The sequence below is a fragment of the Pseudarthrobacter raffinosi genome (assembly GCF_023913735.1).
In the GTDB taxonomy this organism is placed as follows: domain Bacteria; phylum Actinomycetota; class Actinomycetes; order Actinomycetales; family Micrococcaceae; genus Arthrobacter; species Arthrobacter raffinosi.
This window is the reverse complement of sequence record NZ_JAMXBH010000015.1, coordinates 13,656-37,681: the sequence shown is the minus strand read 5'-3', so window position 1 is coordinate 37,681 and position 24,026 is coordinate 13,656. Positions and strand designations below refer to the sequence as shown.

Genomic DNA, 24,026 nt, shown 5'->3' with positions numbered 1-24,026 from the left:
AGCAGGTGCTGGATTGGGCATTGAAGGCACAAGTTTGTGCAGTAATACTCAGTGGAGCCATTAGTGCTGTGGATCACAGTGCGTGTCAAAGTGGACACTAAGGAGAAACTCATGAGCGTAGAGCAGCGCTCGGCAGACAATGCCGCCGGATCCGCACCCAAGGGATCCGGGCTTAAGAAGATTGTGGCCGCCTCGATGGTGGGCACGGTAGTGGAATGGTACGAGTTCTTCCTCTACGCCACAGCAGCCACCCTGGTCTTTGGGAAGTACTTCTTCCCCGCCAGCGGCAATGAGCTGGACGGCATTATCCAGGCGTTCATCACCTACGCGGTGGGCTTTGTGGCCCGCCCCCTCGGCGGCATCGTCTTCGGCCAGATCGGCGACAAGCTGGGCCGCAAGCCCACCCTGCAGCTGACCATCGTGATCGTCGGCGTGGCCACGTTCCTGATGGGCTGCCTCCCGGGCTTCGCCGAAATCGGCTACCTGGCACCGACACTTCTGGTGGCACTGCGCTTCATCCAGGGCTTCGCGCTCGGCGGCGAATGGGGCGGCGCCGTGCTGCTGGTTGCCGAGCACAGCCCCAACAACGCCCGCGGCTTCTGGTCCAGCTGGCCGCAGGCAGCCGTGCCGGTGGGCAACCTCCTCGCCACGCTGGTGCTGTTCGTCATGTCCACCACCCTGAGCCCCGAGGCCTTCCTGAGCTGGGGCTGGCGCGTGGCCTTCTGGCTCTCCGCCGTGATCGTCTTCGTTGGCTACTACATCCGCACCCACGTCACCGAGGCGCCCATCTTCCTGGAGGCCAAGGCCCTCGTGGAGAAGGAACAGGCAGTCAGCTACGGCGTCTTCGAGGTAGTGCGCAAGTACCCCAAGGGCATCCTGCAGGCAATGGGACTGCGCTTCGCGGAGAACATCATGTACTACCTGGTGGTCAGCTTCGCCATTGTCTACCTCAAGAGCGTGCACAAGTACGACACGTCCTCGCTCCTGCTCGCACTCCTGATCGCCCACGTCATCCACTTCCTGGTCATCCCGCAGGTGGGACGGCTCGTGGACAAGCTGGGACGCAAGCCCGTCTACCTGATCGGGTCCATCTCCGGTGCGGCCTGGCCGTTCTTCGCCTTCCCCATGTTCGATACCCGCAACGCCGTGGTGATTGTCCTGGCCGTGACCATCGGCCTCTGCCTGCACGCGTTTATGTATGCCGGCCAGCCCGCCATCATGGCCGAGCTCTTCCCCACCCGGATGCGCTACTCGGGCGTTTCGCTGGGCTCGCAGGTCACCTCGATCTTCGCCGGTTCGCTGGCCCCGCTGCTGGCCACCCAGTGGCTCAAGGACACCGGTTCCTGGCTGCCCACGGCCATCTACCTCGTGGTTGCCTGCGCGATCACTACCGTGGCGGTGCTGAGCCTGAAGGAAACCAAGGGTATCGCGCTGGAGGACGTGGACAAGGCCGACGCCGCCCGCGAGGGACTGCTCCCGGCGGACGCACGCTGAACTGCCTGAGCAGTTCACCGCAGGGAAATTGAGCGCACACGATGGGAAACAGATCTGCAATGGAAAACACACTGAACGGCAGCAAGGCCGTGGTGACCGGCGGCGCCAGCGGGATCGGGGCTGCCTGTGTCCGGGAACTGGCCGCCCGCGGGGCGAAAGTGGTGGTGGCCGACGTCGACTCCGCCGGCGCTGCCGCCCTCGCCGACGAAGTGGGCGGCACCGCCTGGGCCGTTGACCTGCTGGACGTTGACGCGCTCGCCACCCTGAGCCTGGACTGCGACATCCTGGTGAACAACGCCGGGATCCAGAGCATCAGCCCCATCGAAGCGTTCGATCCGGCGGACTTCCGCCGGATCATCGCGCTGATGCTCGAGGCCCCGTTCCTGCTGATCCGGGCCGCGCTGCCGCACATGTATGCCAACGGCTTCGGCCGCGTCATCAACGTGTCATCCGTGCACGGAATCCGGGCCTCCCCGTTCAAAAGCGCGTACGTTTCCGCCAAGCACGGCCTGGAAGGGCTGAGCAAGGTGACGGCACTTGAGGGCGGGGGGCACGGAGTCACGTCCAACTGCATCAACCCTGGCTACGTCCGGACCCCGCTGGTCGAGAAGCAGATCGCGGACCAGGCCAAGGTGCACGGTATCCCCGCGTCCGAGGTCCTGGCCAAGGTGATGCTCACCGAGTCCGCCGTGAAACGCCTGGTGGAACCGGAGGAAGTTGCCTCCCTGGTGGCCTGGCTGGCGTCCGATCACGCCGGCATGGTCACCGGGGCCAGCTACGCAATGGACGGCGGCTGGTCGGCGCGGTAGCCGGGGCCGGTTGCCTACTCCTGCCGTCTGACCTGGCGGGGATCGTAGTAGACAACGCCCTCTGCGGCTCCGATGCCGACAGAGCCGGTGTTCCGTGAGACCACCACACCCTCGTGCCGGCCGTTGAAGGGATCGTCACCCACCACGGCGTCCCCGACTTTGTAGGGGCTTGCTGGGCCTGGCACCGCGCGGACGCGGTTCCAGGCCCTTGCCATGAGGCGCGGTTGTCTCGCGTCGGATTCGTCTCTGCGGAGGCGGTCATGGCGGTCATGTTGAGGTTCGTGTTGGGACGGATTGCGGGCAGCGTTGACCATCGGAAAAACTCCTTCAGCGCGGCGCTCGTCCGCCGCTCACTGTCGGCGCGGTTGCCGGAACGCTCCCAGCAGAGGATGGTCCTCCAATTCCTGGCTGGCACCTTACATTTACGCTATGCGCTATTCACACCAGTCACACCAGTAACATGTACTCGACTTCGCGGACGAGTACTACTTAGGGGATTCAGGGGTCGGCGCTGGCCGGAATCAGCGCTGGCCGTTGAGGATGTCGTCAGCGTTGTTGTAGGCCCAGGTGACGAGCGGGACGAGCAGGCCGGACAGCTCATAGCCGCGTTCGGTCAGGCTGTAGTCCACGCGGGGCGGGATGACCGGCTGCGCCTTCCGCAGGACCAGGCCGTCGCGCTCCAGGGTCTTGAGGGTCTGCGCCAGCATTTTTTCGCTGATTCCCTCGGCCCGGCGCCGGAGTTCGCTCCAGCGCTGCTCACCTTCGGAGAGCGCCAGGAGGATCAGCACTCCCCATTTGCTGGTGATGTGGTCCAGGACGGTGCGGCTGGGGCACCCAGCCGGGAACACGCCGTCGGCCAATCCTTCCGGCAGGTGTGCCCGGAGATCTTCCGGCAGGTTGGTGGGCCATGCAGTCGCTTCCATACCCATAACTTACCAAAAGGTGAGTACCTTACCTAAAAGTGCGTACTGTATTTCAGGAAGTAATTGGCGGTGCGGCTGGTTGTGGAAGGTGACCCCCCCAAGAAATGGTGAAAGGAACCAACCCATGAGCATCGTCATCACCGGAGCAACCGGACAGCTTGGCCGCCACGTCGTCGAGGCCCTCCTGGAGCGCAACGTTCCGGCGGCAGAGATTGTGGCCGCCGGCCGGTCCATTGAAAAGCTTGCCGACTTCGCAGCGCGCGGCGTCCAGGTCAGGGCAATGGACTACACAGACGCCACGTCCGTGGCGCTGGCCCTGCAGGGCGCCAGCAAGGTTCTCCTGATTTCCGGCAGCGAGGTTGGCCAGCGCGTGGACCAGCACCGCACGGTGATTGAGGCAGCCAGGTCTGAAGGCGTGGAGCTGCTGGCCTACACAAGTGTGGCCAACGCTGACACCACTGGCATGAAGCTGGCCGCTGAGCACCAGGCAACCGAGACCATCCTGAAGGACTCAGGGGCTCCATTCGCCATTCTCCGCAACGGCTGGTACCTCGAGAACTACACCGACCAGCTGCAGGGCACCCTTGCCCAGGGCGCGCTTGCCGGCAGCGCCGGTGAAGGCAAGGTCAGTGCCGCGGCCCGGGTGGACTACGCCGAGGCAGCGGCAGCCGTGCTGGTTGCCGAAAACCAGGCCGGCAAGATCTACGAGCTCGGCGGAGATCACGCGTTCACGCTCACCGAACTGGCCCAGGAAATCAGCGCCGCGGCCAACAAGCCCGTGGTGTACCAGGACCTTCCAGCCAGCGACTACGCAGGACTCCTCGCCGGATTCGGCGTGCCGGAGCTCTTCGCCGACATCCTGGCGGACTCGGACCTCGGCATTGCCCGCGGCGACCTCCTGGTCAGCGGCTCGGACCTCCGCACCCTGATCGGCCGGCCCACAACGCCGATGCCGGTTGCAGTCCGCTCGGCGCTCGGCGCTCGCCGCCGTCTGAGCACGAGCGCAACTCCCGGACGCTCTCTCACTTAATGCACGTTTTGGGCAAACGCTCTCTCACCTCATACGAGAGAGCGTTGCGCCAAATCGCCCAAAAGTGAGAGAGCGTGGGGGGTCCCTAGGACTTGCTGCCTGTTAGGGCCAACGTCCCACCGAGACCGATCATCAAAGCCCCGCCTGTTGCCTCCACCGTTGAAACCCGGCTGGGCGAACGGGCAAACCATTGGCGGGCTGAACCTGCGGCGACGGCCCAGAGGCTATCTGAAACTACGGCGATCAGCAGGAACACCGCCCCCAGCAGCGCCAGCTGGAACGGAATGGCCCCGGAAGGATAGTCAACAAACTGCGGCAGCACTGCTACGAGAACACCACTGATTTCGGGTTGGTGACACCCACCACGAGGCCTTCCGCCACCAGCCGCCGTGGCGAGGAGGCCGCTGGCTGACGATCGCTGAAGGAGTTGTGCCGACGGTTCCGGATGGCCTTGATGCCCAGATAGACCAGGTAGGCGGCGCCGGCCAGCTTCACCACGCTGAAGAGGACCACGGACTGCGCCACAATAATGCCCAGGCCGAGCGCGACGGCAGCCACCTGCACCAGTTGCCCGGTCGCGTTGCCCAGTACCGTCAGGACACCGCCCTTCCGGCCGACCGCCAGGGAACGGCCGATCACAAACAGCACGCTGGGTCCGGGGACGGCGATCAGCACCACGGACGCCAGCGCAAACGCCAGCAGGTTTGAGAGCGGAACCATGCCTGATCTTAGCTCCGGCGGGCTGAGGCGACCACCGGGAGCGGTGAGGTTTCGTCCACAAGCTCGGCCCGGCGTCGTCCGTTACCTCTGACCCACAGGCGGTAGGCGAGGACCAGCAACCCCAGCCACGCCGCGCCCACGTACAGCGCCACGCGGGTGTCCTCGAAGGCGCCCAGGACGGCGATGACCAGCGCCATAAACGCGATGGTCAGGATGGAGGCCGCGGGCCACCACGGGGAGGGGAATTCCGACGCCGGCAGACCCTTCCGCGCGATCTCCCGCTTCATCGCGACATGGGAAGCCAGGATCATGACCCACACCCAGACGGTGGCGAACGTGGCAATCGAGGCGATCAGGATAAAGACGTCCTCGGGAATGACCGCGTTCAGAACCACGCCCACCAGGAGGATGCCGGCCATCATCACTACCGTCATCCACGGCACGCCATGGCGCGAGACCTTACCGAAAACTGCCGGCGCGTGGCCTTGCCCGGACAGCCCGAACAGGATGCGGCCGGCGCCGAAGATGTCGCTGTTGATGGCGGAGAGTGCGGCGGTGATCACCACGGCGTTGAGGATGTGCGGTGCGGCCGGGACGCCCAGGCCGCTGAAGATCTGGACGAACGGGCTGCCGTTGCTGCCGATTTCGTTCCACGGGAAGAGGCTCATCAGCACGCCGAGGGTCAGGACGTAAAACAGCAGGACGCGGACCGGCACCGTGTTCACCGCCTTGGGAATGACCTTCTTGGGGTCCGCGGCCTCGCCGGCGGTGATGCCAAGCGTCTCGATCCCGCCGAACGCGAACATCACGACGGCGAACGAGGCCAGGAGCCCCTCGAAGCCGTTCGGGAACAGCCCGCCGTGCTCCACGAGGTTCCCGAGTCCCGGCGCCACGGTGGACCCGCCGGCCTGGAAACCGAACGCGATAATGGCGGCGCCGCCGACGATCATGGCGATGATCGCCACCACCTTGATCAGCGAGAACCAGAACTCGAGCTCGCCAAAGACCTTTACGCTGAGCAGGTTCAGTGCGGCCAGGAAGCAGATGATGGCCAGGATCCAGATCCAGCGGTCCACCTGCGGAAACCAGAAGCCCATGTAAATGCTGAATGCGGTGACGTCCGCGATGGCCACAATCGCCATCTCAAAGACATACGTCCAGCCGGTCACAAACCCTGCCAGCGGCCCGAGGTAGCGGCTGGCGTACTGGCCGAACGAGCCTGAGACAGGGTGGCGGACGGCCATCTCGCCGAGGGCCCGCATGACCATAAACACCGCCGCGCCGCCGATGATGTAGGCGAGCAGGACGGCCGGGCCCGCCTTCTGGATGGCGGAGGCCGAGCCGTAGAACAGGCCGGTTCCGATCGCCGAACCGAGGGCCATGAAGCGGATGTGCCGGACGTTCAGTCCCCGGTTCAGGACCTGCGCGACGCCGGATCCCGGACTGGGCTTTTCGGCCGGGCTTGCGTCTTGGGCGGCTGTGTCTTGCCTGGTGGCGGCGTGCTGCATACAAATACCTTCTCGTCATTGGGAGGGGGATCGCCAACCAGCAGATCACTTTGGCGCCTTACGTGATGAGACTCACGGGCGGTTCGTGTCTTCCATCTCAGACTTGGGGCCGGCATTTGAACTTCCTATGGCGTCTAGTCCAAAACTATTGACATAATGTCTGGTTTTCTTTACTTTTGAGATGTCAGCTTTGTTTTACATCCGATGGGAATGGCGGGAGCGGAAATGTCCTTCGAAGAGAAGAGCGCCTGGATCATGGGGGTGGTGGCCACGGGCTCTTATGGCGTGTATCTGGCCATCGTCCTGGGCATGGCCGGCACAATGCCCGTTGCCGAGGTTCCGTACGTGGCTCCACTGCTGTGGACCATCGGGGCATCCATTGCTGCGTCCATCGCCCTGCACATACTCTTGGGCATTTTTTCGCCGAAGGAGGCCGGGAAGAAGGACCAGCGCGACAGGGAGATCTACCGTTTCGGCGAGTACATCGGGCAGTCGTTTGTGGTCATCGGCGGCGTCGCGGCACTGCTCCTGGCGATGGCCGCGGTGGGCCACTTCTGGATCGCAAACGTCATCTACCTGACGTTTGTGTTGTCCGCGATCCTGGGCTCCGTAGCCAAGATCGTCGCCTACCGCCGGGGGTTCCAGCCGTGGTGAAGCCAACGCGGGTGACCAATTCAATCCGCCGCCTGCGGTTCGAACGGGGCGAGATGACGCAGGCCGAACTCGCCGAACGTGTGGGCGTCACCCGCCAGACCGTCATCGCCATAGAACAGGGCCGGTACTCGCCGTCCCTGGAGATGGCGTTCCAGATCGCCCATGTGCTCAGCGTGCCGCTCGAGGACGTGTTCCAGTACCCGAATCATCAAGGAGACGCATCATGAAAGCTATCGTGCAGGACGTTTACGGGAATGCCGACGTGCTCCAACTAAGGGATATCCCGCTGCCTCTGCCGGGTGATGGGGAAGTACTGATCAGGGTCCGCGCGGCCGGCGTCGACCAGGGTGTGTGGCACCTTATGACCGGGCGGCCGTACCTGCTCCGCCTCTTCGGCTTCGGGCTGAAGAAGCCCAAGATTCCGGTCCGCGGCCGTGAGGTTGCCGGCGTCGTGGAGGCCGTGGATGCTGGCGTCACACGCTTCCAGCTTGGCGACGAAGTGTTCGGTACGTGTGAGGGGTCCTTCGCGGAATTTGTCTGCGCCAGGGAGGATTGTGTGGCCACGAAGCCCGCGAACCTAACGTTCGAGGAAGCTGCGGTGGCACCCATTTCGGGTGTAACCGCGTTGCAGGCTGTCCGCGATGCCGGACAGGTGACGACTGGCCGGAAGGTGCTGATCATCGGTGCTGGTGGGGGAGTAGGGTCCTTTGCGGTGCAGGTGGCGAAAGCGTTCGGGGCAGAGGTCACAGGAGTCTGCAGCACCGGAAAAGTGGAGCTGGTCCGGTCCCTCGGCGCTGATCACGTCATCGACTACACCCGGGACGATTTTTCCCGCACCGGAATGCGTTACGACGTCATCCTGGATACCGCCGGCAACCGGCCGCTCGCAGTCCTGCGGCGCGTGCTGACCCCGCGGGGCACGCTGGTGATCGTCGGCGGCGAGGGCGGTGGGAACCTGACCGGCGGGTTTGAGCGTTCGATGGGTGCGCCGCTGGTGTCACTGTTCTCCGGGCAGAAATTCAAGGGGCTTGTTTCGACGGAAAACTATCGCGATCTCGAGGCGCTGACCATGCTCATTGAAGCCGGCAGTGTGAAGCCTGCCGTGGACAAGGTCTACGCGCTCGTTGAGGCGCCGGCCGCCGTCGAATACATGCACGAAGGGCGCGTCCGCGGCAAGGTTGTTGTCAGCATCTGACGCTCCTCACCGTCCCCAATTACCAGGCGCGAGGGGACAGTTGAGGCCCCCGTGCGAGGGGCACTTGAGCCCCCCGCGCGAAGGGACACTGGAGCTCCCCGGCGCGAGGGGACACATAAGCGCCCAGCGCGAAGGGACACTTAAGCCCCGCCCAGCTCCGCCGACACTTCGACAATGACGTCAGCAGGGTTATGCACATAGCCGTTCAGCCTCGCCGTTATTGTCAGACCCGCGCGGGATGATTTGGGTATGGATAGCAGAGCAGCTGTGGCGACGGCGGAGTCCCTTGCGGTGTCCTTCGCTGAGCTGGCTGTGGCGCTCCGGGACGGGACTGATTCCAACAGTTCCGGGGACGCTGATCCTATGCGTCGGCGGGCAGATGAATTCCTGGACGGGCTGGCCGAGATCTCACGGCTGGACGCGAAAAGTGCCGCACTGAAGGCCTGGCTGGCTGCCGGTTACACCGCCGCCGCCGAGGCTTTGGCGGGCCCTGCAACGTCGCCCGAGGACCATACCGGGCAGGAGATGGCCGTCGTCGCGGAGGTCGCGTGTGCCCTGACGGTCAGTGAACGCACTGCCGGGGCCCTCCTCGCCGAAGCCCACGCCCTGACCACGGCCCTGCCGCTGACATTCTCCGCGCTGCAGGCAGGGACGATCTCGTGGCAGCACGCCCGGATCATGGTCGACGAAACCACCAACCTCGACAGGCCGGGCGCGGCGGCGTTGGAGGCACATTTCCTGGACCCTCACGTGGTGAATCCGGCACGTGGCCGCGCCGGTGAGCTCATCCCCGGAAGGTTCCGGCACAAGGCCCGCACCTGGCGGGAACGCCACCACCCGGTCAGCATCGAAAAACGCCATATCAAGAGCGCAGCCGACCGACGCCTGGAATATGCCCCGGACCGCGACGGCATGGCCTGGCTCTCCGCCTACCTCCCTGCGGACACCGCCGCCGGGATCTGGAACCGCACCACCACAGTGGCCAGGGCGTTGCAGGGGCCTCATGAGGACCGGAACCTCAGCCAGCTCCGAGCAGACATCGCCGCCACCTGGCTTCTGACCAACAACAGTGCAGGCAGCGGAACCGGTGATGAAGGTAGGGAAAAGAGCGGCGGCGCGACCGGCGAAACGAGCCACGAAGAGACCGGGGGCATCGCCGTAAGCGGCGGTGTTCCATCCCCGCGGGCGCAGGTGTTGATCACGGTCCCGGTCATGGCGCTGCTGGGCCAGACCGACGAACCCGCCATGCTCGACGGATACGGGCCGATCCCGCCATCCATGGCCCGCCACCTGATCGCCGACGGTGCCGAATCCTTCCACCGCGTCCTGATCGATCCCCGCGACGGCGCACCCCTGGAAATCGGCCGGACCAGCTACCGGCTCACCAAAGCCCAACGCCAATGGCTACGACTACGGGACGGAAAATGCCCGTTCCCAGGCTGCAGCAACCAGTCCCTCGACAACGAAGCGGACCACCTCCTCGCCTGGGCCCACGGCGGCACCACCGGCATCCCAAATCTCGGCCAACCCTGCCACAAACACCACAGACTCAGACACATCACCGGTTGGAAACCCACCACCGCCACCAAGAATGAACCACCCGGCTGGACCTCACCCACCGGACGGCACTACCAAAGCGAACACCCCGACTGGGAACCACCGACCTGGCCGCCGGAGCTTCTCGAAGAGCTCAGACTTCAACACGTTGGCGCGGTTTCTCAGGATCTGCCCGACCACTCATCCCTGCCCAATGGCCAGCTGCAGGACCATCACTGAAAGAAGCTACGTTCCCAGATTGGGCGCTGGTTTGAGTCACGGGAGCGCAGTTGGTGGTGCAGCATCACATTTCGTCCTCGCGGGGGCGGGCTCTATCCAGCTGCTCCAGTGCTATCGCCCCTCGCAGGAGGAGTCCACACAAACGGCGTGGTGGTGGTGACTGCCCTGAACCCCAACCTTCTCAGGATCGGCTCACTGTCAGCGGACGCGTCCACCTGCAGGTACTTCACTCCCCGGGCGGCCGCCACCTGGGCGCGTGCGAAAACCAGAGCCTTGTAGATCCCCCGCCCGCGCCATGCAGGCAACGTTGAGCCGCCCCATAAGCCAGCGAAGTCCGTCCCCGGATTGATCTCGAGCCAGGCCGCCGAAACCACTTCCCCCGAGGCCTCGGCCAGGAAGACCACCAGGTTTTCCGGGTCCGAGGCCAGCCGCTCAGACAGGTCCGCGGCCACCCAGCTGTAATCGGCGGCCCACACTTCAGACTTCATCGCCGCGATGCGCTCCAGGTCAGGGAGTTCGCGGGCAAGCCTCACCTGGATACCCTCCGGGACCACAGGTTCACCGGCCATCGCGGCCGTCTCACCCACCAGGACGGTCTCGCGGTCTTCCGGCACGAAGCCTGCTGCGCGGAGGCGGGACTCAAGATCAGCTGGGAAGTCATGCGCCCGGGTCTTCCATTCGATGGCCTCCCCCCGGCCGGCAAAGTACTCACGCTGTTCGACGATCATCCTGTCGAGCATCCCTCCCTCCACACCGAGGTCACGAGCCGATTCGATGAAGCCCCGCCGCTGTTCGGTCACGCGTAGCAGGGGTCCCAGCAGCTGATATTCGTGGCCTGCCGGAACGGCTGGGGGAACCAGCCGGCGGAGCTGGGAATCGTACGCGGCGAGGACATCGGTGGTTGAGGCCATACGCTTCAGCCTACGACCAGACCCGAGCGGACCCGAGCGGGGCCGGGAGGACAACCCAGGCCCAGTAGGCGGGAAGGGGGCGCACGACTGGCTATGTCTGGCATCCCGGACACCGGCCGTGTTTTGATGGCCATGAGGGGACCGGTCGTGGGCGCAAGGTTAAGTACGGGATCCCGGACATGGCCGGAAGCCCCGCGAGAAATGACGGAGGGCACAGTGGAGTCGAGTGCAGTGGTGTCGAGCACGGAAGCCAGGCCAGAGGCGGGCAGTGAACCAAGGGCGACGTCCAAAGTCCCCGCCGCCGAGAACACCCTGCGTATCCTCAAGCTGCTGGCCTCCAAGCGGGGGCCGGTGGCGGCGTCGAGCATTGCCACGTCCTTGGGATTGCCGCGCTCCAGCGTCTACCACCTCCTGGGCGTGATGGAGGCGAACGGCTTTGTCCTCCATCTGCACGAGGAGCAGCGCTACGGGCTGGGCATCAGTGCCTTCGAGCTGAGTTCGGCGTATTCGCGGCAGGAACCGCTGTCCCGCCTGGGCCGGCCGCTGCTGGCGTCGCTGGTGGACGTCATCGGTGAGAGCGCACACCTGGCGGTGCTCCACGGCCGCGACGTGCTGTACATCGTGGAGGAACGGGCCAAGAACCGCCCGTCCCTGGTGACCGACGTCGGCGTCCGGCTTCCCAGCCACCTCACCGCCAGCGGCCGCGCCATTCTCGCCGCACTGCCCAAGTCGCAGGTCCGGGCGCTTTACCCGAATGCCGAGGCCTTCACCGCCCGGCATGAGGTGGAGGGCGCCATCATGAAGTACTCCGCGCTGTCCTCGCACCTGGACCAAGTGAGGCAGCGCGGCTACGCCACCGAACATGGCGAGGTGACGCCCGGCTTCGGCTCGATCGCCGCCGCTGTCACGGACCACGTGGGATGGCCGACGGCGGCAGTCGCCGTCACGTTCCTCGAGGACAAATTGCCGGCGGACCAATGGCCGGCGCTCGCCGCGCGGGTCCAGAAAGTAGCGGACGAACTCTCCGTCCGCATCCACGGCCGCCCTGCCAAGTAGTGCTGCCCCCCGTCGGCTGGCTCTGCCTCGCCGACGGTCCGACAGAAACCCCGCAGCAGTCTGGAATCCCGGACACCACCCCTTCGAAAGCCCTGTCCGGCCCGGCCCGGAACGGCTTTAGTTGATACAGAACCTCTACCCAACACCGCGAACCTCGTACTCGCCCAGAACACAAAGGAGCCCCTCATGGCACCCGCCGATTTCACTACCGGTGCCCGCCCGATCAAAGCTGCCCGCGGCACCGAGCTCACCGCCAAGAGCTGGCAGACCGAAGCCCCGCTGCGGATGCTGATGAACAACCTGGACCCTGAGGTCGCGGAGCGCCCGGATGATCTGGTGGTTTACGGCGGGACCGGCCGTGCCGTCCGGTCCTGGGCGGCGTTCGATGCGATCACCCGCACCCTCGAAACCATGGAGAACGACGAGACGCTGCTGGTCCAGTCCGGCAAGCCGGTCGGTGTGTTCCGGACCAACGAATGGGCGCCGCGGGTACTCCTGGCGAACTCCAACCTCGTGGGCGACTGGGCCACCTGGCCCGAGTTCCGCCGGCTCGAGGCCGAGGGCCTGATGATGTACGGCCAGATGACCGCCGGGTCCTGGATCTACATCGGCACCCAGGGCATCCTGCAGGGCACCTTCGAGACCTTCGCCGCGATCGCCCGCAAACTCACCGGAGACGAGGACGGCACCCTCGCCGGGACCCTGACCCTCACCGGCGGCTGCGGCGGCATGGGCGGTGCCCAGCCGCTCGCCGTCACCCTGAACGAGGGCGCCTGCCTGATCGTCGACGTCGACGAAAGCCACCTCCGCCGCCGCGCCGGCAAACGCTACCTCGACGAGGTCGAAACCGACCTCGACACCGCCATCGCCAAGGTCCTGGCGGCCAAGGAGGAGCGCCGCGGCTGGTCCGTGGGCTATGTCGGGAACGCCGCCGAGGTCTTCCCCGAGATCCTGCGCCGCCACCGTGCGGGCGAACTCACGGTCGACATCGTCACGGACCAGACCTCCGCCCACGACCCGCTGTCCTACCTGCCCGAAGGCATCACGGTCCAGGAATGGCATACCGAGGCCGCCGCCGATCCCGAAGGCTTCACCAAGAAGGCCCAGGCCTCCATGGCCAAGCACGTCCAGGCCATGGTCGAGTTCCAGGACGCCGGTGCCGAGGTCTTCGACTACGGCAACTCCATCCGCGACGAGGCCCGCAAGGGCGGCTACACCCGTGCCTTCGAATTCCCCGGCTTCGTCCCGGCCTACATCCGCCCGCTCTTCTGCGAGGGTCTGGGCCCGTTCCGCTGGGTGGCGCTCTCCGGTGACCCCGAGGACATCGCGGTCACGGATGAGGCCATCAAGGAACTCTTCCCCGAGAACAAGCACCTGCGCCGCTGGATCGACGCGGCCCAGGAACGGGTCGAGTTCGAGGGCCTGCCGGCCCGGATCTGCTGGCTCGGCTACGGCGACCGCGCCAAGGCCGGCCTGCTGTTCAACCAGCTCGTCAAGGAAGGCAAGGTCAAGGCGCCCATCGTGATCGGCCGCGACCACCTCGACTCCGGCTCCGTCGCCTCCCCGTACCGGGAGACCGAGGCCATGGCCGACGGCTCCGACGCCATCGCGGACTGGCCGCTGCTCAACGCCCTGCTCAACACCGCCTCCGGCGCCACCTGGGTCTCGATCCACCACGGCGGCGGCGTCGGCATCGGCCGCTCCATCCACGCCGGCCAGGTCTCCGTCGCCGACGGCACCGACCTCGCCGCCCAGAAACTCGAACGCCTCCTCACCAACGACCCCGGCATGGGCGTCATCCGCCACGCCGACGCCGGCTACGACCGCGCACTCGACGTCGCCAAAGAGCGCGGCGTCCGCATCCCGATGCAAGAAGGAATCACAAAGTGACCGTCACCACCCACTCACCGCTCACCGTCACCCTCGGCTCCAGCGGCGTCACGCCCGAGGACCTTGTCGCCGTCGCCCGTCACAACGCCCAGGTGACCATCGCCCAGGAGGCGCTGGACACGGTGGCGAAGGTCCGCGCGCACATCGACGAACTCGCGCACAGCGAGACCCCCGCCTATGGCATTTCCACCGGCTTCGGCGCGCTGGCCAACCGGCACATCCCCAGCGAGCTGCGCACCCAGCTGCAGAAATCGCTGATCCGCAGCCACGCCGCCGGCATGGGCCCGGCCGTGGAACGCGAGGTGGTCCGCGGCATTATGTTCCTGCGCGCCAAAACCCTCGCATCCGGCCGCACCGGCGTCCGCCCCGTCGTCCTGCAGACCATGGTGGACGTGCTCAACGCCGGCATCACACCGGTGGTCCGCGAATTCGGCTCGCTTGGCTGCTCTGGCGACCTCGCCCCGCTGTCCCACTGCGCCCTGGTGCTGATGGGAGAGGGTGAAGCGGAAGGGCCCGACGGCGTGACGTACGGCGGGCGGGGTGAGGCGCCTGTCGCCGAGCTGCTCGCCGGGCACGGTATCGAACCGGTCACCCTCGCCGAGAAGGAAGGCCTGGCGCTGGTAAACGGCACCGAGGGAATGCTGGGCATGCTCCTGATGGCCATCGCGGACCTTCGCCAACTGCTGACGACGGCGGACATCACCGCCGCGCTCAGTGTCGAGGCGCTGCTGGGTACGGACCAGGTCTTTGTGCCGGAGCTGCATGCGGCCTTGCGTCCGCACCCCGGCCAGGCCGCCAGCGCGGACAACATGCTGCGTGTGTTGTCGAACTCGCCGATCGTGGCCTCGCACCGGGTGGGGGATTCCAAAGTCCAGGACGCCTACTCGCTGCGCTGCGCGCCCCAGGTGGCCGGGGCCGCGCGGGACACGGTGGACTACGCCGCCATGGTGGCATCCCGCGAGCTCGCCGCGGCCATCGACAACCCGGTGGTCCTGCCGGACGGGCGCGTCAGCTCCAACGGCAACTTCCACGGCGCACCAGTGGCCTACGTCCTGGACTTCCTGGCCATTGCCGTTGCGGACCTCAGCTCCATCGCTGAGCGCCGGACGGACCGGATGCTGGACCCGGCGCGTTCGCACGGGCTGCCGGCGTTCCTGGCCGCGGATCCGGGTGTCGACTCGGGCCTGATGATCGCCCAGTACACGCAGGCCGGGCTGGTCTCGGAGAACAAGCGCCTGGCCGTCCCGGCGTCGGTGGATTCCATTCCCAGCTCCGCCATGCAGGAGGACCACGTGTCCATGGGCTGGCACGCGGCCCGAAAGCTCCGCAAGGCCGTGGAGAACCTTCGCCGCGTCCTGGCCATCGAACTGGTGACGAGTGCCCGCGCCATCGACATGCGGACGCAGCTGTCCGACGGCGAGCTCCTCCCCGGCCCGGCAGGCGCTGCAGTGATCGGGGTGCTGCGGTCCGTCGTCGAAGGCCCGGGAACCGACCGGTTCCTGTCACCGGAGCTGGAGGCAGCTGACCGTCTGGTTGCCTCAGGAAGAGTCCGGGCAGCCGCCGAATCCGCCGTCGGAATTCTTGCCTGAGCGGGAATATCCTTCGGTCCTGCCGAGAAATTCGTCCAATGTCGAAATATGGTGCAACACGAACAATTCGACGCCGGGAAGTGTAGTAGAACTGAAGGTGTAGTAAAAGTCACATCAAAGAGGCTGTGGCGCAGGACGTATACAAAGGGGTAGTAGTTCAAATGAAAGCACGTGGGGCTGTCCTGTCGAGGCGCAATGTCCACTCGGCCACCATCTCGGAGTGGGGAACGCTCAAAGCCGGGGACCGGGTGGAAATCATCAAACAGGCGCACGTCATTGCGGCGGGCGAAGTGGAAGAAGTATCGCAGAGCGGGAACGTGCTGTGGCTCGTGCCGGCCACTCCGTCAGAAAAAGAACTTTTCCTTAAATCCGACGGTGTAGAGGTCCGCAGGAGTTAGGAACACAAGACCAAATAGCAAAGAGTCCCCGACTTCCGGTAACGGAAGTCGGGGACTCTTTGCGTGGATCGCGGGCGGGATCGAAGCATCGATCGAAGCCCGGATCCAGGGCCGAATCAGCTCAGGCTGCAATGCTTTCGTACGTTTCACCAAAGGGGACCGACTCGTCCAGGGCCACGGTGAAGCGTCCCGGGCGCAGGCGCGTCACAAGGATGCCGCAGGCCGCGTCTTTTGCCGGCTCGATCAGCGTGGCAACGGCGTTGTCCAGGCCTTCATGCATCTCGTCGGCAGTGGAAAACTGCAGGTCGATGGACCGGGCATCTGAGGCCTCGTCGGCCGTAACGGCGGCCAGGGGGCGTTCCAATGTAGCTATAGTCATAGCTTCAAGTATACCGGTGATGAACCTAGATGTCAGATGACTGCTATCTCGAACGCCCAGACGCCGAAAATCCGAAGCTTGTTCGCTGAACCGCACCGTTAAGGTGTGGTCTCACGAACAAGCTTCGGATCGAAGGTAACGCCCGCTCAGCCCGCCATGCCCGCTTTGACGGCCAGAACTGGACAATCAGCCTCGAGCAGGATCCGCTGCGAGGTGCTGCCCATGATCAGTTTGCCCACCGGGGTGCGGCGGCGAATCCCGATCACGATGAGGTCGGCGTTGTGCTCCTCCGCGGCATCGAGGACCTCCGCTGCCGCGTCATGGCCACGGACCGGCTGCTTGATCACGTGGTCGATCCCGTGGGTGGCCAGGCGCGCCTCGATGCTCTGCACTTCGGGCTCCTGGGCGTACCGGTTGTCCACCAGGGCATCGCCCTTGGAGGAGTTGATCACCAACAGGGTGGTGTTGTTCTTCCGGGCTTCGGCGATGGCCTGAGTCAGCGCCGCTTCGCCCTCTGGTGTGGGGACGTATCCCACCACGATCGTCATGGTTGCTCCTTGTGGTCTGCGGTCTGGTCTGTACTTTGTGGTTTTCTGCCGCCGGCGGTGGAGGGGAAGGCGTGGACTTACTAGCCGTCGCCGTCGGAATTTCCGTCGGCCCGGTGGCTGCCATGGCTGACGGAGCCGCGGGCCACGTCTGTCGGTTCGGATCCGCGAGTGGCGTTTGGGGACGGGAGGCTGGTGGCCGGACGGTTGCGGCGCCACAGCTTGAACAGCAGCGGCCATATGAGGATGATCGCAATGATGACATAAACGCCGATGGCAATCGGTTCACCAAAGAGTCCGGCGGGGTCGCCCGCGCTGAGCTGCAGCGTCCTGCGAAGCTGCCCTTCGATCCGCGGCCCCAGGATCACGCCGAGGATGAGCGGCAGTACAGGGAGTCCGAAGCGGCGCATCATGAATCCGAGCGCACCGAGGGCCAGCAGGAGCACCAGATCGAACACCTGCAGGTTCACCGAATAGGCGCCCAGCGTGGCGAAGAACAGGATCCCCGCATACAGATATGGCCGCGGTAACTGTAGGATTTTTGCCCACATGGGAGCCAGGGGCAGGTTGATGACCAGGAGCAGGAAGTTGCCAATGAAGAGGCTCGCGATCAGCGCCCAGACCAGCGGTCCTTCGTTGGCGAACAGCAGGGGTCCCGGCTGGATGCCGTATGAAGCAAAGGCTGCCAGCATCACGGCTGCGGTCGCGTTGGTGGGCAGGCCCAGGGCCAGCAGGGGGGTCATGGTGCCGGCGGCGGCCGCATTGTTGGCTGCTTCCGGCCCGGCAACCCCCTCGATGGCGCCCTTGCCGAACTCCTCGGGGTGCTTGCTGAGGCGTTTCTCGGTGACATAGGACAGGAACGTGGGGATCTCGGCCCCGCCGGCCGGAAGTGCACCAAACGGGAAACCGTACGCCGTTCCACGGAGCCAGGGCTTCCAGGAGCGCTTCCAGTCCTCCTTGCCCATCCACGGACGTCCTACGGGGATGATTTGCAGCGGGTTGCGCCGCAAGTGTGCGGCAACCCACAGTGCCTCGCCCACGGCGAAGATGGCCACTGCCACCACCACGATGTCCAGGCCGTCAGCCAGCAAGGGCTGGCCGAAGGTGAGACGGCGCTGGCCGGTGACTGAATCCATGCCAATCAGACCGATCGCCAGGCCGAGGCCCAGAGAGGCAAAGCCCCGCAGGCGGGATGAGCCAAGGACGGCGGTTACTGCCAGGAGCGCCAGGACCATGATGGCAAAGTAGCTTGGGGCTCCAAGGCTGACGGCGAACTCCACCACAATCGGTGCGCAGACAGCCAGCAAAGCGGTGCCTATAGTGCCCGCCACAAACGAGCCGATAGCCGCCGTCGCCAGGGCTTGGGCGGCCCTGCCGGCTTTGGCCATCTTGTTGCCTTCAATGGCCGTCACCACAGACGACGATTCACCCGGGGTGTTGAGCAGGATGGAGGTAGTGGATCCGCCGTACATGCCGCCGTAGTAGATGCCAGCGAACATAATGAAGGCGCTGGTGGGTTCCAGGACATACGTAACCGGGAGCAGCAAAGCAACGGTCATAGCCGGGCCCAGGCCTGGGAGCACTCCGACGGCAGTGCCCAGGAGCACACCGATGACAGCGTAAAGGAAATTCATGGGGGTCAGTGCTGTGGCAAAGCCGTCCATGAGGGAGGAGAAGACATCCATCAGAGAATCCCTTCCAGGAGGCCGGCGGGCAGCGGTATGCCGAGGCCCAAGTAGAAACCGTAAAAGGTGAGCACGGACAGGAGTACCGCGATGATGCCGTCACGTGCGTAGTGCCGGCTGCCCAAGGCCCACGCACTGCCCCAGAACAGCACGGTCCCGGAGATGACCCAGCCTGCCCAGTCGATCAACAGGATGTTGGCGACAAAGGCTCCCACCAGCGGCAGGACGGTCTTCCAGTCCGCGGGGTGTGAGAGATCCACATCCTCACCGCCTTCGGCTTCGCCCTGTCCGCCGCGCAGCACGTTGACTGCCAGCATGATCGCGCAGACGAAGAGCAGGCCGGCCACTATGTACGGCAGCGTCTTTGGTCCCACGGGATCCGATTGAGAATACGGAGTTACCAGGGCTAATGCATCCACCAGGACGAGGACGCCCGCCACTCCGAGCAGGAGGGCAACCCCCAGCTCGGAGCGGCCTTTGAGCCTGGAAGTCAAAGTTTGTGACGAACTCACGCCAGGCCAAGCTTCGTGAGGACGTCCGCCACCCGCTTGTCCTGCTCGGTCAGGAAGGTTTTGAATTCGTCCCCGGTGATGAAGGCGTCCGTCCAGCTGTGCTTCACAAGGGTTTCCTTCCAGGCAGCGGTGCCGTGCATCTTTTCGAGGGCGGCAATCAGCTTGGCTTTGTCATCCTCGGAGATTCCCGGAGGGGCCACGATGCCGCGCCAGTTGGTGAATACCAGGTCGATGCCAGATTCCTTTAGGGTGGGAGCGTCGACGGCTTTGAGCCGTTCGGCACCGCTAGTCGCCAGGACGCGGACCTCGCCGGACTGGATCTGCTGGAGGTACTCGCCGGCGCCCGAAGCTGCGAAGCCCACCTTGTTGCCCAGGATGGCTGGGAGGAGGTCCCCGCCGCCGTCGTAGGACACGAAGTTGACCTTGGTGGCGTCGATGCCAACCGCACCCGCGAGCTGCATGGGCAGCAGGTGGTCCGGGCCGCCGGGGGAGGAACCGCCGCCTACGGCGATAGAGCCCGGGTCAGCCTTCCAGGCCTTCACCAGATCGTCGATGGTCTTGTAGGGTGAATCCTTGCTGACCATGATGGCACCAGGCTCTTCAATGAGCTTAGCCAGCGGGGTTGTGGCTGTCAGTTTGGACTCGGACTTGTTGGTGTAGCTGGCGCCCACCACCCCGAGTCCCATGAGCATGGTCAGGTCCCCATTGCCCTTTTCGTTGACAATGCGGGCCAGGCCCACGGTTCCGCCGGCTCCGGCAAGGTTAAAGACCTCGGTATTGGTGGCGACCTTCTCGTCGTCGAGGACTTTCGCTGCGGCACGGGCAGTTGTGTCGTAGCCGCCGCCCGGGGTGTTGGGTACCATGATCTGGAGTCCCGTCACCGGGCCGGCAGCAGCGCCGGAGGTGGCAGTGCTGGTGGAGCTGGTTCCGGTGGCACCGCAGCCGGTGGCCATCAGGGCGATGCCGGCGGCGACGGCGGCGATTCGCATTGCGCGGATTTGGCGCATGGTGTTCCTCTTTCAATCAAAATTGATCAGCAGGGCTGACTTGTAGTTCCGATGCTAGGCCGGTAAGTGATGGGCATCACTCTTGTGTACGCAGAGAACGTTAAGTTCATTGCGTTCACGTTTCCGGCAGCCCACCGGCCCCGTTGATCCGCGTACGGTGGGGGTATAGTTCCGGGACCCCGCGGGTCCCCCCGCCGCCCAGAGGAAAGAACCACAGTGTCTCGACGTAGAGGAATGTCCCTCGCTGGGCAGTACCTGGTGCTGCAGTTGCTGATCGTCCTCGCCGTGCTGGTGGCCGTGGCTGCGATCTCGCTGACGCAGTCGGCCGCGACCTTTGAACGGATTGAGGGCCGCCGGGCACTCTCCGCCGCCGAAGCGCTGGGCGCCAACCCTACAGTGCGGGCGCTCCTTCCGGCCGCCGAACCCAGGGCCGGGTCAGCCCTCCCCACGGTGGCCGAGTCAGTGCGGACGGTCTCTGGGTCCTCGCACGTGGCTATTGCCAAGATTGACCGCACGGTGGTGGCCTCCTCAGATCCAAGTCTGTTGGGCCAACCGTTGGAACTGGGTGACAGCCGGGTCATGGAAGGCCGCTCGTGGACCGGCGCGGTGGGCGGATCCGGTTCGCAGTCGCTCTCAGCGCACGTTCCGGTCCTTGATGACAGCGGCACGATGATCGGGATCGCCTCCATCAGCCGGCACTATCCGTCCGTTTTGGAGAGGCTCGGCGACGCTGCCCCCAACCTGCTGACCTACCTGGGTATCGCCAGCGTGCTGGGAGTAGCCGGCTCGCTGCTGCTGGCCCGCCGGGTCAAGCGGCAGACGCTCGGCATGGAGCCCAGCGAAATCACCGGGCTGGTGGAAAACCGGGAGGCCATGCTTCGTGGGTTAAAGGAAGGCGTGGTTGCCCTCGATCCGTACCAACGCGTAACTGTGGCTAATGACAGCGCCCGCGAACTGCTCGGGCTGCCCGCTGACTGTGTGGGCAAGGACCTGGCGGCGCTCGCGGTGGACCCGGCGCTGAAGGACGTTCTCACCCAGGAGCAGGTGGACCCGGACCGGCTGGTGCTGGTGGGGGAGCGGCTTGTGGTGCTTAACCGTGTGCCGATCCAGTCCCGGGGCCGGGATATTGGCGCGGTCACCACCTTGCGCGACCGAACTGAGATGTCTTCCTTGGAACGTGAACTGGGCGCCACCCGGACGGCCACTGACACGTTGCGCGCGCAGGCCCACGAATTCGCCAACCAGCTGCACGTGATTTCCGGCCTCATCCAGATCGGGGAATACGATTCCGTGGTCCAGTTCGTCAACGGTGCCACGCTGGACAGGACCCGGCTCAACGACGAGGTCACCAGCCGCATCCAGGACCCGGCGCTCGCCGCGCTCCTGATCGCCAAGTCGAGCCTCGCCACCGAACGCGGGGTTAGCTTGCAGCTAGACCCGGAATCCGGGCTGAAGCGCGTTGATGATGAGCTGTCCCGCGACCTGACCACGGTCGTCGGGAACCTGGTGGACAACGCGTTCGACGCCGTCACCGGGCTTCCGGAGGCAGAGGTCAGGGTGCTCGTGGAGGACACAGCCGACGGCGTGACGGTCACCGTCCGCGATTCCGGCCCCGGCGTCGCCGGGGATCCGGGGGAGATCTTCCAGCAGGGTTTCACCACCAAGGACCCGGGCCCCGGCGGCAGCAGGGGCTTCGGCCTGGCGCTGTCCCGGGTGGTCTGCCGGCGCAGCGGCGGCGACCTCACGGTAACCAACAACAACGGGGCGGTCTTCACCGCCCGGCTGGAACGAACACGGAGAATGCAGCAATGATCAAAGTCCTGATCGTCGATGACGACTTTATGGTGGCCAAGGTCCACGCAGGGTTCATTCAGCGCACTCCCGGGTTCGCCGTCGTCGGGGTGGCCCATACCGGCGCCCAGGCGGTCATCGAAACGGGGCGGCTGCAACCGGACCTGGTGCTGCTCGATATCCACCTGCCGGACATCAACGGCCTGGACCTGATGCACAAACTGCGCGAAGTGGCCCCGGAACTGGATGTCCTGGTGATCAGCGCCGCCCGTGAAGTGGACACGGTGCGCAAGGCCCTCCGCGGCGGGATTGTGCACTACCTCATCAAGCCCTTCTCGCAGACTGACCTGCAGGAACGGCTGGAGCACTACCGCAGCGCCTACCAGGGCCTCGACTCGGCCAAGGATGTGGCGGAGCAGTCGGACGTGAACCGGGTGTTCGGGCTGGACCGGACCGATCGGCCGCTGCCGAAGGGCTGCAGCATCGAAACGCTGAAGCTCGTGGAAGCTGCCCTGAAGGAGGCCGACGGCGACCTCTCCGCCGCCGAAGTGGCGGTCCAGTTGGGCACGTCCAGGGTCAGTGCGCGCCGGTATCTGGAGTACCTCCACGACGAAGGCGTGCTGGAGGTCCGGCTTAAGTACGGCGTGGGCAGGCCCGAGCGGCGGTATGTGCTGAAGGGCTAGGGCATGCCCAGTGCGGCCTCGATGGGACCGACGGCGAAGAACAGCAGGAACGCGCCGGCCACCGCCCACATCAGCGGGTGGACGTCCTTGATGCGGCCCTGGAACGACCGGATCAGGACATAGGCGATGAAGCCTGCGCCGAGACCGTTGGCGATGGAGTACGTGAACGGCATCAGGGTCATGGTCAGGAAAGCCGGGATGGCGATTCCCCAGTCCTGCCAGTCGATCTTGCCCACCTGGGAGACCATCATGAAGCCCACCACCACCAGGGCCGGGGCCACCGCCTCGAACGGAACGAGGTTGATCAGCGGGGTGAAGAACATAGCCACCAGGAACAGCAGGCCGGTGACGATGGACGCCACGCCCGTCCGAGCACCCTCGCCGATCCCGGCGCCGGCCTCAACATAGATCTGGTTCGAGGAGACGGAGGCGCCGCCACCCACGATCGCGCCGAGCGCGTCCACCTGGAGCACACGGTCCACGTCCGGGATGTTGCCGTCCTTGTCCACCGTGCCGGCCTCGTTGGCCAGGCCCACCATGGTGCCCATGGCATCGAAGAAGATGCTGAGCAGGATCACGAATGCCAGCAGGGTGGCGGCCACGAAGCCCAGGTGTTCAAAAGCGCCGAACGGGTTGGCCTTGCCGATCAGCGACAGGTCCGGGGCGCTCCACCCCGTAAAGGACGGTGCCACGAGGGACCAGCCCTGCGGGTTGGCGGTAGTGCCGTCAAAGCTGGGGCCGATGTGGAGGGTCATTTCCAGGATCACGGAAATGATGGTGGAGGCGATGATGCCGATCAGGATGGCGCCCTTGACCTTGCGGACCACCAGGGCGATGGTGAGGATCAGGCCGAACACAAAGACGGCCGTGGGCCAGCCCAGCAGCTTGCCGTCGAAGCCTAGGCCCACCGGAACAGTGGTACCGGCAGCGTCGGGGATGCGGCGGACAAAGCCGGCGTTCACCAGCCCGATCAGGGCGATGAACAGTCCGATGCCCACCACAATGGCGGTCTTGAGCCCGTCCGGGACGGCCTTGAAGACGGCGGTCCGGAAGCCGGTGAGGACCAGGATCATCATGGTCACGCCGGACAGGACCACCAGGCCCATCATGTCCGGCCACGTCAGGCCCGGGTTAGTGGCCACGGTGACGGCCACAAAGGCGTTCACGCCCAGCCCCGCGGCCAGCGCGAAGGGGTGCCTGCCCCAGGCGCCCATCAGGATGGTGAGGATGCCCGCCACAAACGCCGTCACAGCAGCCACGGCGGCAAAACCAAGTGTGTTGCCGCTGGAATCCGGGCCGGAGAGGATCAGGGGGTTAAGCACCACGATGTAGCTCATGGCGAAGAACGTGGCAAAGCCGCCGCGGATCTCGCGGGAGAGGTTGGACCCCCGCTCGGATATCTTGAAGTACCGGTCCAAGGCAGAGCCCTGCTTAAGCATTAGTCCTCCGGGATGTGTTGTTGGGGTTACTC

General features: G+C 65.3%; 23 protein-coding genes and 1 pseudogene. 13 read left to right on the top strand and 11 right to left on the bottom strand.

The window, feature by feature from the left end; all coding sequences use genetic code 11:
• The first annotated feature begins 111 nt into the window (after positions 1-111).
• Together NG698_RS14675 and NG698_RS14670 are read left to right on the top strand one after the other, a co-directional pair.
• Positions 112-1,494: an MFS transporter gene (locus NG698_RS14675; protein WP_252600574.1), complete on the top strand. Its 1,383-nt coding sequence runs from the start codon at positions 112-114 to the stop codon at positions 1,492-1,494.
• A 59-nt stretch (positions 1,495-1,553) separates the two neighbouring features.
• Positions 1,554-2,303 carry a 3-hydroxybutyrate dehydrogenase gene (locus NG698_RS14670; protein WP_252610723.1) on the top strand — a complete coding sequence of 250 codons (750 nt, stop codon included), beginning with the start codon at positions 1,554-1,556 and terminating at the stop codon, positions 2,301-2,303.
• A gap of 14 nt (positions 2,304-2,317) precedes the next feature.
• Here the strand turns inward: NG698_RS14670 and NG698_RS14665 are convergent, their stop codons facing one another.
• Positions 2,318-2,518 carry a hypothetical protein gene (locus NG698_RS14665; RefSeq protein ID WP_252600570.1) on the bottom strand — a complete coding sequence of 67 codons (201 nt, stop codon included), beginning with the start codon at positions 2,516-2,518 and terminating at the stop codon, positions 2,318-2,320.
• Positions 2,519-2,824: 306 nt separating this feature from the next.
• Positions 2,825-3,226, bottom strand: coding sequence for a winged helix-turn-helix transcriptional regulator (locus NG698_RS14660; protein ID WP_252600568.1), 402 nt, complete (start codon positions 3,224-3,226; stop codon positions 2,825-2,827).
• Between the two features lie 124 nt (positions 3,227-3,350).
• Here NG698_RS14660 and NG698_RS14655 point away from each other — a divergent pair, with 124 nt between their 5' ends.
• Positions 3,351-4,256 (top strand): SDR family oxidoreductase, encoded by a 906-nt coding sequence (locus NG698_RS14655; RefSeq protein WP_252610721.1) that lies wholly within the window; start codon positions 3,351-3,353, stop codon positions 4,254-4,256.
• Positions 4,257-4,341: 85 nt separating this feature from the next.
• On the opposite strand, the pseudogene NG698_RS14650 reads toward NG698_RS14655, so the two are convergent.
• Both NG698_RS14650 and NG698_RS14645 read right to left on the bottom strand, forming a co-directional pair.
• Positions 4,342-4,976 (bottom strand): annotated as a pseudogene (locus NG698_RS14650) (LysE family translocator).
• Between the two features lie 8 nt (positions 4,977-4,984).
• Positions 4,985-6,484 carry an amino acid permease gene (locus tag NG698_RS14645; RefSeq protein ID WP_252600564.1) on the bottom strand — a complete coding sequence of 500 codons (1,500 nt, stop codon included), beginning with the start codon at positions 6,482-6,484 and terminating at the stop codon, positions 4,985-4,987.
• Positions 6,485-6,709: 225 nt separating this feature from the next.
• Here NG698_RS14645 and NG698_RS14640 point away from each other — a divergent pair, with 225 nt between their 5' ends.
• From NG698_RS14640 to NG698_RS14625, 4 genes are all read left to right on the top strand, one after another.
• Positions 6,710-7,138: a hypothetical protein gene (locus tag NG698_RS14640; protein WP_252600562.1), complete on the top strand. Its 429-nt coding sequence runs from the start codon at positions 6,710-6,712 to the stop codon at positions 7,136-7,138.
• Positions 7,132-7,365 (top strand): helix-turn-helix transcriptional regulator, encoded by a 234-nt coding sequence (locus tag NG698_RS14635; RefSeq protein ID WP_058930270.1) that lies wholly within the window; start codon positions 7,132-7,134, stop codon positions 7,363-7,365. The genes NG698_RS14640 and NG698_RS14635 overlap by 7 nt, the downstream gene beginning before the upstream one ends.
• Entirely contained in the window at positions 7,362-8,333 is a 972-nt protein-coding gene (locus tag NG698_RS14630) for an NAD(P)-dependent alcohol dehydrogenase (protein WP_252610719.1), read from the top strand. Before NG698_RS14635 ends, NG698_RS14630 begins: the two co-directional genes overlap by 4 nt.
• A gap of 249 nt (positions 8,334-8,582) precedes the next feature.
• Positions 8,583-10,109, top strand: coding sequence for an HNH endonuclease signature motif containing protein (locus tag NG698_RS14625; RefSeq protein WP_252610717.1), 1,527 nt, complete (start codon positions 8,583-8,585; stop codon positions 10,107-10,109).
• A gap of 92 nt (positions 10,110-10,201) precedes the next feature.
• Here NG698_RS14625 and NG698_RS14620 read toward each other — a convergent pair whose 3' ends face one another.
• Positions 10,202-11,020, bottom strand: coding sequence for a GNAT family N-acetyltransferase (locus NG698_RS14620; RefSeq protein ID WP_252610715.1), 819 nt, complete (start codon positions 11,018-11,020; stop codon positions 10,202-10,204).
• A 234-nt stretch (positions 11,021-11,254) separates the two neighbouring features.
• On the opposite strand from NG698_RS14620, the gene NG698_RS14615 reads away from it, so the two are divergent.
• The 4 genes from NG698_RS14615 to NG698_RS14600 all read left to right on the top strand — a co-directional run bounded on the left by NG698_RS14615 (position 11,255) and on the right by NG698_RS14600 (position 15,953).
• A complete protein-coding gene (locus tag NG698_RS14615) occupies positions 11,255-12,076 on the top strand; it encodes an IclR family transcriptional regulator (RefSeq protein ID WP_374209935.1) in 822 nt (273 codons plus the stop codon).
• Positions 12,077-12,262: 186 nt separating this feature from the next.
• Positions 12,263-13,966, top strand: coding sequence for a urocanate hydratase (gene hutU, locus NG698_RS14610; protein WP_252610713.1), 1,704 nt, complete (start codon positions 12,263-12,265; stop codon positions 13,964-13,966).
• Entirely contained in the window at positions 13,963-15,555 is a 1,593-nt protein-coding gene (gene hutH, locus NG698_RS14605) for a histidine ammonia-lyase (protein ID WP_252600551.1), read from the top strand. Before hutU ends, hutH begins: the two co-directional genes overlap by 4 nt.
• 161 nt (positions 15,556-15,716) lie before the next feature.
• Positions 15,717-15,953: a hypothetical protein gene (locus NG698_RS14600; protein WP_252610711.1), complete on the top strand. Its 237-nt coding sequence runs from the start codon at positions 15,717-15,719 to the stop codon at positions 15,951-15,953.
• Positions 15,954-16,074: 121 nt separating this feature from the next.
• Here NG698_RS14600 and NG698_RS14595 read toward each other — a convergent pair whose 3' ends face one another.
• From NG698_RS14595 to NG698_RS14575, 5 genes are all read right to left on the bottom strand, one after another.
• Positions 16,075-16,332, bottom strand: coding sequence for a hypothetical protein (locus tag NG698_RS14595; RefSeq protein WP_252600549.1), 258 nt, complete (start codon positions 16,330-16,332; stop codon positions 16,075-16,077).
• A gap of 146 nt (positions 16,333-16,478) precedes the next feature.
• Positions 16,479-16,880 carry a universal stress protein gene (locus tag NG698_RS14590; protein WP_252600547.1) on the bottom strand — a complete coding sequence of 134 codons (402 nt, stop codon included), beginning with the start codon at positions 16,878-16,880 and terminating at the stop codon, positions 16,479-16,481.
• Positions 16,881-16,960: 80 nt separating this feature from the next.
• Positions 16,961-18,562 (bottom strand): tripartite tricarboxylate transporter permease, encoded by a 1,602-nt coding sequence (locus NG698_RS14585; RefSeq protein ID WP_252600545.1) that lies wholly within the window; start codon positions 18,560-18,562, stop codon positions 16,961-16,963.
• Positions 18,562-19,074 carry a tripartite tricarboxylate transporter TctB family protein gene (locus NG698_RS14580; protein ID WP_252600544.1) on the bottom strand — a complete coding sequence of 171 codons (513 nt, stop codon included), beginning with the start codon at positions 19,072-19,074 and terminating at the stop codon, positions 18,562-18,564. Before NG698_RS14580 ends, NG698_RS14585 begins: the two co-directional genes overlap by 1 nt.
• Positions 19,071-20,081 carry a Bug family tripartite tricarboxylate transporter substrate binding protein gene (locus NG698_RS14575; protein ID WP_252600543.1) on the bottom strand — a complete coding sequence of 337 codons (1,011 nt, stop codon included), beginning with the start codon at positions 20,079-20,081 and terminating at the stop codon, positions 19,071-19,073. Before NG698_RS14575 ends, NG698_RS14580 begins: the two co-directional genes overlap by 4 nt.
• 234 nt (positions 20,082-20,315) lie before the next feature.
• Here NG698_RS14575 and NG698_RS14570 point away from each other — a divergent pair, with 234 nt between their 5' ends.
• Together NG698_RS14570 and NG698_RS14565 are read left to right on the top strand one after the other, a co-directional pair.
• Positions 20,316-21,893 (top strand): sensor histidine kinase, encoded by a 1,578-nt coding sequence (locus NG698_RS14570; protein WP_252600541.1) that lies wholly within the window; start codon positions 20,316-20,318, stop codon positions 21,891-21,893.
• A complete protein-coding gene (locus NG698_RS14565; RefSeq protein ID WP_058930259.1) occupies positions 21,890-22,555 on the top strand; it encodes a response regulator in 666 nt (221 codons plus the stop codon). Before NG698_RS14570 ends, NG698_RS14565 begins: the two co-directional genes overlap by 4 nt.
• Here NG698_RS14565 and NG698_RS14560 read toward each other — a convergent pair.
• On the bottom strand, positions 22,552-23,994 hold the full coding sequence (locus NG698_RS14560; RefSeq protein WP_252600540.1) for an NCS2 family permease: 1,443 nt from the start codon (positions 23,992-23,994) through the stop codon (positions 22,552-22,554). The two genes, NG698_RS14565 and NG698_RS14560, sit on opposite strands and share 4 nt — an antisense overlap.
• Positions 23,995-24,026: the final 32 nt, after the last annotated feature.